The 8679-nt window shown below is 40.1% G+C and carries 10 protein-coding genes; 8 read left to right on the plus strand and 2 right to left on the minus strand.

Features of this window, described 5'->3' with window-relative positions; all coding sequences use genetic code 11:
- Positions 1 to 25: 25 nt before the first annotated feature.
- The gene (locus tag VB693_RS26610; protein WP_323268859.1) at positions 26 to 679 is read right to left on the minus strand and encodes a hypothetical protein; all 654 of its coding nucleotides are present in this window, start codon (positions 677 to 679) and stop codon (positions 26 to 28) included.
- Between the two features lie 221 nt (positions 680 to 900).
- Between VB693_RS26610 and VB693_RS26615 the strand changes: the two genes are divergently transcribed.
- From VB693_RS26615 to VB693_RS26630, 4 genes are all read left to right on the plus strand, one after another.
- Positions 901 to 1542: a PAP/fibrillin family protein gene (locus VB693_RS26615; RefSeq protein WP_323268860.1), complete on the plus strand. Its 642-nt coding sequence runs from the start codon at positions 901 to 903 to the stop codon at positions 1540 to 1542.
- 137 nt (positions 1543 to 1679) lie between these two features.
- Complete coding sequence (locus tag VB693_RS26620) at positions 1680 to 1919, plus strand: hypothetical protein (RefSeq protein WP_323268861.1); 240 nt, start codon at positions 1680 to 1682, stop codon at positions 1917 to 1919.
- A gap of 287 nt (positions 1920 to 2206) precedes the next feature.
- Positions 2207 to 3154 carry an S-layer homology domain-containing protein gene (locus VB693_RS26625; protein WP_323268862.1) on the plus strand — a complete coding sequence of 316 codons (948 nt, stop codon included), beginning with the start codon at positions 2207 to 2209 and terminating at the stop codon, positions 3152 to 3154.
- Between the two features lie 251 nt (positions 3155 to 3405).
- Positions 3406 to 4278: a DUF2382 domain-containing protein gene (locus VB693_RS26630; RefSeq protein WP_323268863.1), complete on the plus strand. Its 873-nt coding sequence runs from the start codon at positions 3406 to 3408 to the stop codon at positions 4276 to 4278.
- Positions 4279 to 4564: 286 nt separating this feature from the next.
- Here the strand turns inward: VB693_RS26630 and VB693_RS26635 are convergent, their stop codons facing one another.
- Positions 4565 to 5452 (minus strand): PD-(D/E)XK nuclease family protein, encoded by an 888-nt coding sequence (locus tag VB693_RS26635; RefSeq protein WP_323268864.1) that lies wholly within the window; start codon positions 5450 to 5452, stop codon positions 4565 to 4567.
- A 107-nt stretch (positions 5453 to 5559) separates the two neighbouring features.
- Here VB693_RS26635 and VB693_RS26640 point away from each other — a divergent pair, with 107 nt between their 5' ends.
- From VB693_RS26640 to VB693_RS26655, 4 genes are all read left to right on the plus strand, one after another.
- Positions 5560 to 6984, plus strand: coding sequence for a phosphoglucomutase/phosphomannomutase family protein (locus VB693_RS26640; protein ID WP_323268865.1), 1425 nt, complete (start codon positions 5560 to 5562; stop codon positions 6982 to 6984).
- A 69-nt stretch (positions 6985 to 7053) separates the two neighbouring features.
- Positions 7054 to 7326: a DUF1049 domain-containing protein gene (locus VB693_RS26645; RefSeq protein WP_323268868.1), complete on the plus strand. Its 273-nt coding sequence runs from the start codon at positions 7054 to 7056 to the stop codon at positions 7324 to 7326.
- A 27-nt stretch (positions 7327 to 7353) separates the two neighbouring features.
- Positions 7354 to 7560 (plus strand): hypothetical protein, encoded by a 207-nt coding sequence (locus VB693_RS26650; RefSeq protein WP_323268866.1) that lies wholly within the window; start codon positions 7354 to 7356, stop codon positions 7558 to 7560.
- 178 nt (positions 7561 to 7738) lie between these two features.
- On the plus strand, positions 7739 to 8679 hold a 941-nt coding region (locus VB693_RS26655), incomplete at its 3' end, for a serine/threonine-protein kinase (protein ID WP_323268867.1).

Here is an 8679-nt window from a genome sequence, read left to right on the forward strand (position 1 = left end):
TTCTTCCCCTGCTCCCTGTCACCTGTCACCTGTCACCTGTTCTTTGTGCTTGCACATCCAAGGCAATCTGCAATGCTTGATTTAAAATTAGGGTGTATTCGCTAGCCTCAGTGTTGGCTTGTAAAGCTTGGATATTGGTTAAATTATTGACAGATAAGTCTTGATTATCTGCAAGCAGTGTTTTATTATCCCGCAAAAGGCGATCGCTTGTTAAAGCCCGGACTAAATCTTCGCGCAGGAGTTGTAGGGCAGTGATAACCTTATCTCTATCATTGAGGCTATCATCTAATTCTCCTGAGACTGCCAACTGATCATTGACATCCACCGCCACAATCAAAGAGTGATATTGATCAACTGCATCTAAAAGTTTTCTCAGGGTTTTAGGAGTTTTGAACCACCGCCAGAGCGATCGCCCCAATAACACCGCGATCGGTACTACAATCAGCAGAATGATTCCCCAAGTAATCGCAGAACCAGTTAAAAGAATAATTAAGCCATAAATCCAGGCAATAATAATTAAGGCTAACTCCAGGGATTTTAGTATCTCCCTTTTCCAAAATTTTAATCGCTGTTCGCGATCTGCGATTATGACAGGTCGTAGAACTGTATCGGGAGATACCCCACTCAACCGTCTCAGTTCACCCTTGCTAATTTCCAACCCTATCAAATCCGGCTGCACAACTGGAAACTCCCTAGGACAGTGCAATTTGATTTATTTTAGTTTGGTTTCGGATCAATTATGTTCTAAACTGGCGATCGCTAGATATTAGCAACTCATTAAGACTCCCTTCTCAGAATGAGTCAGAGAGAAAGCGGCTCGTCTCAAAAATTTAATCTCATACTGTAACAAGATACGGCTTAATAAAAGCTATAGGCTATATAAAGGAAGATACTTAACCCTTGAATAATCGACTCTTATTAAAGGAACAATTACAAGCGAAGCTTAAAGATATCCAAACAAATAGCGATGGCTCTCCTGTCACCAATTTGCAGCTAGAAAAAACCTTAGTCGCAGACGTTGAACAATTAACGACGGAATTAGAAAACTGCAATCCTCATCCTCATCCTCTTGTCTCTGCTACTGCTTTACTAGAGGGAGCTTGGCTACTAAAATACTCGACTGCTAGAGAAATTCGTGCTTTAGCTTCCTTACCATTAGGATTACAGGTAGGTAAAGTCTACCAAACTATTGATATTACCAATAAAAAATTTTTCAACTTAGCTTTTGTCAAACATTCACTGGGGCTACTATCAGGATACGTGAAAGTGACAGCTAGCTTTGAGCCTGCTATTGAAGATGTATCACCAGCACCGAATAAACGTATCAATGTCTATTTTGACAAACGTTATCTAGCGATTGAGAAGGTTATTGGTATTGATACACCACTATTTAATCCACTTAAAGTTGTTCAAGCTAATAATCCTCAAGGTAGAGTTGCCACCCTTGACATTACTTATTTAGATGAAACCTTAAGAATTGGACGTGGCGGCGATGGTAGTTTGTTTATTCTGACTAAATCTGCTGATATACCTGATTTGTAAAAATGCGATCGCTTTGCGCCGTTACTGAAAGCGATCGCCTCAGCAATCATTGTACCTTTTTCTACGCTTTTGGGTGGATGAATAACTCCGTAAAAATGAGTATAAATTAATGAAAAGCCTAACAGGAGGGTAAATTCATGTCTCAAGGTAACGGACATTCTCAAGAACCTATTAGCAACTTAGAATACGACTTTCTTACCGTATTACATAACAAGGCCGAAGCAGTGAGAGCGTATGAAACTTATATCAAAGATGCAAAAGCTGTTAACTCCCAACCTTGCGTAGATTTATTTCAAAAGTTGCGTCAATCAGAAATTGAGCAAGCACAAGAAATCCGTCGTCATCTACAAGAAGTAATGCAGCACGGTAAGATGTAATCGCAATTCAAAATTCAAAATTTGGGCGTAGCGTGTTGTAGACAGACGCTACGCTTAACCTCTTGTAAAGCAAGCTCAAAGCTAGCATTCCATAGAGAACAAAGATAAAGAAAGTAAGATTTATCCTTTAAAAGAATGGGTTACTTACACCTAAAGAAATAAGGTAGTCTCACACTTTAGTAGTAATTTGTCTTGTGAAAAGCATGAGTCTATAAAAAAGCCTCTATTTATTAATAATAATGGAATTATTAGAACAATAAATTTTAAAAAATTAGGAGGTATACATAATGACTCGCTTAATGGAGTTAGCATCAGCAGGTATATCTTTACTAGCTCTAAATTTGACAGTGCTTGCAGTTGGTGCATTAGAAACTTATGCCCAACCTTCCCCTGTAACTACCTTTAGTGACGTTCAATCTGGTTACTGGGCGCAGCCATTTATTCGGGGTTTGGCTGCAAGAAATATTGTGGTTGGGTATCCTGATGGTACATTTCGACCAGAACAACCAGTGCAACGGGATGAGTTTGCCGCTATCATTCGTAAAGCTTTTGATCAGCCACCAATTCGTCAGATCGAAAGTGGTGCTGTATATAAAGATATTCCTGCTAACTATTGGGCTGTTCGTCCCATTGAAGAAGCCTATCAACAAGGATTTATGTCGGGCTTGCCTGGCGGTTATTTTCGTCCCAATCAACCCGTTTCTAAGGTTGAGGCTATAGTTGCCTTAGATAAAGGTTTAAATTTAACTGCTGGTACATCAGCAGCTACTGAACCTACGGTTACACCACAAAGGATAGTTCCTCAACAAAGCACACGCAGAGCCACAAAAAGACCTATTTTCTTACCATTAGCAATTACTAGTTTGATGCAGCCTTTATTAATACCACAAGCTCAGGCTGCTCCAGCTAATGTTGCGACTCCTTCAACAACTGAGGAACAGGCGGCGAATCTTAAAGATCCTGCATCATTGATTCTTAATAAAACTTACACTGATGCTCATGAGATTCCACAATATGCTACTGGAAGCGTAGTAGCAGCCACCAAGGAAAATATAGTGGTCAACTATCCAAATTCCAATGTTCTTAATCCCACTAAACCTGCAACTAGAGGGGAAATTGCTGGTTTAGTTTATCAAACTTTGGCCGCTCAAAATAAAATAGAACCACTTGCAGATAATTTACCTGTAAATCAGTATATTGTCCGCGCTCCTATTAACGACCAAAACGTTCAATAAATGCGAAATTCATTAGTTCAGTACATAGTTTTTGGTTAAGAGTATATTTAGAGCTAGCTGACTGTTAATGTCAGCAGCTCACTTGCTTTCTGTGAAATAGACAACTTAGATAGTAACTTAAAAAATAGTTTAGAGTCTAAGTAACATTCAAAGTCGACTTGAAACGATTCGTTATTAAATCTCTCTTCAGGAATATGGCATAAAAAGATAAATTTTTAGCATTGTAAGTATAGCATTTGGAGGAATAAAAAATGGCTTTATACAAACTTGAAGAGTTTGCTGCCAACTATCAAGATGCTGATCTTGATAACTATGACATCAAAAATTTTGATGTTTATTCGGACATCAATAATGATAAAGTTGGCACTGTCAAATACATTTTACTAGACGATTCAGGTCGTTTCCGCTATTTAGTAGTCGATACAGGTTTTTGGTTCTTTGGTAGACAAGTATTGTTACCAATTGGGCGTTCCAGAATTGACTACAATAATCGGTGTGTATATGCTAAGGGACTGACGAAGGAGCAAGTAGAAAATTTACCAGATTTTAATGATTTGGAGCAGATTGATTACAACTATGAGGAACGGGTGCGTGGAGTTTATCGTACTCCATTAGCACAAACACCTTTAGAAACATCAACACCTGTAAATGCTCCTCCAGTATCTAGCGATCGCCAATCGTCAGTTGCTCATGATCGTAATACATATAGGTATGAACATGAGCCAAATCTTTACGATATGAATGAGCAGGATCACCAAAACCTGAAACTATACGAAGAACGTTTAGTGGCCAATAAATCTCGTGTCAAAACAGGAGAAGTATCTGTTGGTAAGCACGTAGCAAGTGAAACAGCAAGAGTTTCTGTACCAGTTGGAAAAGAACGTGTAGTGATTGAACGCACTACTCCTGAAGGGGGTGCTAGAACTGTATCTTCTGCTGAACCTGACTTCCGTGAAGGCGAAGTTACTCGCATGGGTATTTATGAAGAAAACCCTGATATTCACAAGGAAGCAGTTTTGCGAGAGGAAGTGAAAGTTAAGAAAGTAGTTGAACAGGACAACGTTGAAGCTCAAGATACTCTTCGTCGTGAGGAATTAGACATTGATAAATCTAATGAGCGATAACGTAAATTTCAGATAACTGTCATCAGAGCAACAGGAATACTTGATACAAGAATCAGGTTTGATTTCTCGAAAAATCTCAGTATATGTAGGGTGTGTTAGGAGGCGTAAGCCGTAACGCACCGAAAGCTTTGGGGGGTGCGTTACGCTGTTGCTAACACACCCTACGAGGTATCTATTCAAAAATCAAATATGAGTCTTATATATCAAGTATTCCCTTAGTAAAATATCCCCGCACTTTGATAGGCTAAATGTAGGGATATTTTACATTTACAATACTACTTCTTGATCAAGTTTTCAATTTAGGATGTTGTACGGTTTTGGTTTTTCCGTATGCTATTTTTAATTCCCCTGTAATGTGTGATGGTTGAATTGCAAAATCACAAATAGATTGAAAGGGACAAAAGCGGCAGTGATTTCCTGGATTTGGGGGAAATATTTCGCTGAAACTCTGAACAGATTCCTGGTATTTTTGGATGTCTAATTGATGTTTTTGGGCAATTTTGACTAACTCAATTTTTAAAGATTCTAATTCATTATTTTTAAGTTGAATTAGTTCTGATGCTTGACGAAGTTCTAGATTATAAAATGAGGCGACAGCTTCCCTACCAGGATAAAGATAACTAGCAGCTAATAAATAAACTAATGCTTGTCTTTTATCAAAATGAGACTTACCAGTTTTAAAATCTACAATATGTAAAGTTTGAGCATCTGATTCAATAAAAACGCAGTCCATTGCTGCATATAAACGGAAGCGATAATTTTCTTGTTCAATGAAAATTGGTTTGGGAAAACCTTCGTCACCGCGAGTTAGTTGGAGAATCCGTTTCCCTAAAAGTAACGGTGCTTCATAATATTTTTTCAGAATTTCTAGCACTCGCTGTTGCACTTGGACGGCCGAGTTATTTAATTTTAATAATTGTGCAACTTGCTCTACTCCATCTGATCGCGTCAACAGATGTCGATTATGATGAAACTCATAAACACCTTTTTGCGCTAGTAACCCAATGCGCTGAGGTGGAGTAGCATTTGCTAATAGTGCTTTAACCTGTGGTTCATTTTGACGCGCTTTGATAAACCCCCGTCTCATCTGGCAGTGCCAACGTTCTTGCCCTATAGCTGGGGCAACTAAAGACCAGAGGTGATAACTAACAAAAAGTCGTTCGGGGGTTGACATTGCTCAATAGCAGTGAGAAATAATACGGTGGAAGACGCTTGCAGCTACGCACGCTTTGCGGGAAGCTTCCTAATAGAGTTCACAAAATATGGGAGAAAGTGGCAAACATGAGTGGTAGCAATTCTAGCAAGATAGTATTTGGCACTGATGGATGGCGAGGTATTATCGCCGATGATTTCACTTTTCCCAATGTACGGAAGGTAACAAGAGCGATCGCCAGTTATTTGGAAACAGCCTACACAAAAGATAGACCAGTTCTGATTGCTTACGATACGCGCTTTTTAGCTGACCAATTTGCCCAGACATCTGCCCAAGTCTTAGCTGACTTAGGATGGAATGTCAAAATCACTGATCGGGATTGCCCCACACCAGTAATTGCCTATAACGCCCGTCACCTGAATTCGGCTGGGGCATTGATGTTTACGGCTAGTCATAATCCAGCACCTTACTGTGGGATTAAATATATCCCTGACTATGCTGGCCCTGCCACTCCAGAAATTACTGATACTATTGTGGCAAATATAGAAAGTTCATCGGATGAGTTACCCGGTGACAACCCATCAGGTTCTATTTCTATTTTCGATCCCAAGCCAGACTATCTCCAATTTATCTATACATTGCTGGATGTGGAACGAATTAAGAGCGCACAGCTAAAAGTCAAGTATGATGCGTTATATTCTACATCCCGTGGCTATTTAGATGAAATCTTGCAACAAAGTGGCACACAATTAGAAAGTTTCCACGATTGGCGTGATGTTCTGTTTGGCGGTGGAATGCCAGAACCCAAGGGAGAACAGCTAGTTGAATTAGTCGAAGCCGTTCGTCGAGATCATGCAGATTTGGGTTTGGCGACAGATGGCGATAGCGATCGCTTTGGGATTGTGGATGAACAAGGCGAAGTCCTCACCCCTAACACTGTGCTATTAGTTTTAGCTAGACATTTAATCAAAAATAAAGGTAAAAGCGGTGCGATCGTCCGCACAGTGGCGACAACACACCTATTAGATAACTTTGCGGCAAAACACGGCTTACCCCTTTATGAAACAGCCGTAGGATTTAAATACATTGGTGAAAAAATGCGGGAAACTGCCGTCCTGATTGGGGGTGAAGAATCTGGCGGTTTAAGTATTATTGGACATATTCCCGAAAAAGACGGCATTTTAGCTGATATGCTGATTGCTGAGGCGATCGCCTACGAAGGTAAACCCCTGAGTCAATTGGTGAAAGAGGCGATCGCAGAAGCTGATGGGCCACTTTACAACAACCGCCTGGACTTACACTTAACAGAAGCCCACAAAGTCGCCGTCATTGACTCCTTTACTAAAAATCCTCCTTCCGAGGTAGCTGGGATTAAAGTCAAAGAAGTCGGACGCAAGGATGGGATTAAGCTGTATCTAGAAGAAGGTAGCTGGGTGTTACTGCGTCCTTCCGGTACTGAACCACTGGTACGCGTTTATCTAGAAACCAACTCCCCTGAGAAACTTAGCCAACTCGCCCAAGAAATGGAAAGTGCGATCGCTAAGTTAGCATAGAACTTTAGACCGCAGATGCACACTTAGATATTTAGTGTACATCTGCATCTATCTATGGTTATATTTTTTATGAAAAGCTTTGCTAATTTGTTGATATCTTTAATTGTAGCGATTTGGGTAGTAGCGATCGCGATTATTTCCGTCCAAAATTTCGAGCCAGTATCGTTAAAATTCTTAACATTCCAATCAATTAAAATTCCAGTCGGTATAGTGCTGGCGTTTAGTGCTGGTGTGGGATTGGTTGGTGTAGCGATTCTACAACCCCTCTGGAGTCTTGCCGGTTCGGGTAAATCCCGTTTGGAAGAAGACGCGGAATTTTTCGTCGATGATGAAGATTTTTAACTACACTATCTCATGAACGAAAACGCTATGAACAATACCTCAAAAACAGATTGGAGTAGAATCGATGCGATGAGTGACGAATACATGGATACTTCAGATATTCCACCATTGTCAGATGAATTTTTCACTAAACCACAATTGCGAATGCCTAAATCACCTGTAAAAGTCGCATTTCAAATAGATCCTGAAACCTTTGCTTGGTTTCAAGCACAAGGGGAAATTGCGGAGCAATAAATGGCTGTAGCATTGGAGATTTATGCAGAAGCACACAAAGCTTATCCTCGTTCTGAAGTAAAATCCATTTAATGCTAGATAGCAAAACCTGCTTTATCCCAACAATAATTATTTACATCGACCTACTTATGTATATTTTTTAATTAAACTTGAGATAAGCATATCTGGAGTTTATGTGATGGCATGGGTATCTGGACAGAAGTTGCATGGTGATCGCTACATTATTGAAAAAGAACTAGGTAAAGGAGGATTAGGCATCACCTATCTTGCTAAAGACAAGAAAGGAAATCGAGTTGTCATCAAAACCTTAAAGGACGAAATAATATCGCATCCCAATGTCAATTGGTATCAGGAAAAATTCTTCCAAGAAGCCGTACAGCTGGGTGTATGCCGCCACGCCAATATTGTAAGGATTGATAATGTTTTCAAACAAGAACAACTAACGTGCATAGTCATGGATTACATTGAGGGGGAAGACCTTGAGAAGCTAGTTCTTAAAAAGGATGTTCTCTCTGAATCTAAGGCTTTGCATTATATTTGGCAGATTGGTGAGGCGTTGACATTTGTTCATGAAAAAGGATTGCTACATCGCGACATCAAGCCATCTAATATTATGGTGCGTGCTGCCAACTCTGAAGCAGTTCTGATTGACTTTGGTTTAGCGCGGGGTTTTATTCCAGATTTTACTCAGCAGTTGACTATGGGATTTACCCCTGGATTTGCGCCACCAGAACAATATCATCAAGAAGGCCGGTGGGGTGAATACACTGATGTTTATGCCCTAGCTGCGACTTTATATTATCTTGTGACTAAAACTTACCCTGTTGCATCTCCTATTAGAGCTTTGAAAGTACCTTTCAAACAACCCAAAGAGATCAATCGCCGCATTAGTGACAGAGTGAATCAGGCAATTTGGCAAGGTATGGCTTTAGAAACCACTATGCGTCCCCAAACAATACAGCAGTGGTTAGAATTACTAAGTACGACTACTACAAATACTGTTCAAGCTCCTTTACAATCAACTAGAAAGATTAACAATGATACGATGATGCGACTGCCTCTTGATGCGGCAACGCTCCTCCTCTGCCCAAATTGTCAGGCTAAAAACCTCCTGACTCA

Origin of the sequence: Anabaena sp. UHCC 0399 (assembly GCF_034931465.1) — a bacterium.
Taxonomy (GTDB): Bacteria; Cyanobacteriota; Cyanobacteriia; order Cyanobacteriales; family Nostocaceae; genus Trichormus; species Trichormus minutissimus.

Excerpts from the sequence above, each read along its gene's own strand:
- VB693_RS26620 (WP_323268861.1), top strand. The coding sequence starts at position 1,680 with ATGTCTCAAGGTAACGGACATTCTCAAGAACCTATTAGCAACTTAGAA.
- VB693_RS26625 (WP_323268862.1), top strand. The coding sequence starts at position 2,207 with ATGACTCGCTTAATGGAGTTAGCATCAGCAGGTATATCTTTACTAGCT.
- VB693_RS26630 (WP_323268863.1), top strand. The coding sequence starts at position 3,406 with ATGGCTTTATACAAACTTGAAGAGTTTGCTGCCAACTATCAAGATGCT.
- VB693_RS26635 (WP_323268864.1), bottom strand. The coding sequence starts at position 5,452 with ATGTCAACCCCCGAACGACTTTTTGTTAGTTATCACCTCTGGTCTTTA.
- VB693_RS26640 (WP_323268865.1), top strand. The coding sequence starts at position 5,560 with ATGAGTGGTAGCAATTCTAGCAAGATAGTATTTGGCACTGATGGATGG.
- VB693_RS26645 (WP_323268868.1), top strand. The coding sequence starts at position 7,054 with ATGAAAAGCTTTGCTAATTTGTTGATATCTTTAATTGTAGCGATTTGG.
- VB693_RS26650 (WP_323268866.1), top strand. The coding sequence starts at position 7,354 with ATGAACAATACCTCAAAAACAGATTGGAGTAGAATCGATGCGATGAGT.